The 349-nt window shown below is 48.4% G+C and carries 1 rRNA gene; it reads left to right on the top strand.

The annotated features are described in order from the left end of the window. Nucleotides 1–234: 234 nt before the first annotated feature. Nucleotides 235–349: ribosomal RNA gene (rrf, locus tag ASU35_RS07210) — 5S ribosomal RNA — on the top strand.

Raw genomic sequence — 349 nt, forward strand, 5'->3', positions numbered from 1 at the left:
AATCCAACTAAAAGGGAAGAAGAAGTAAGGGTTGTTTTACTGTTTAGTTATCAAGTAGCGAGTGCACGCTGGCTGCGAGGGAAAGAAGGAGAAAGCTTGCTTTCGGAGTTCTTTAGTGAAGCAGACAGGCGTATAAGAGCGTTTGCGTCTATTGAAAAGCCGCGAAGTGGGTTCGAGATAGTGGTAGGCGTGCAGATACGAATAAAGATAGCAACAAATTTGATAACGAACCTTTTTGGTGGCGATGCGTGCAGGGGTCACACCCGTTCTCATCCCGAACACGATGGTTAAGACCTGTGCGGCCGATGGTACTATACTGGAGACGGTATGGGAGAGTAGGTGGCTGCCG

Origin of the sequence: Acetivibrio ethanolgignens (genome assembly GCF_001461035.1) — a bacterium.
GTDB classification, from domain to species: Bacteria; Bacillota; Clostridia; order Lachnospirales; family Lachnospiraceae; genus Velocimicrobium; species Velocimicrobium ethanolgignens.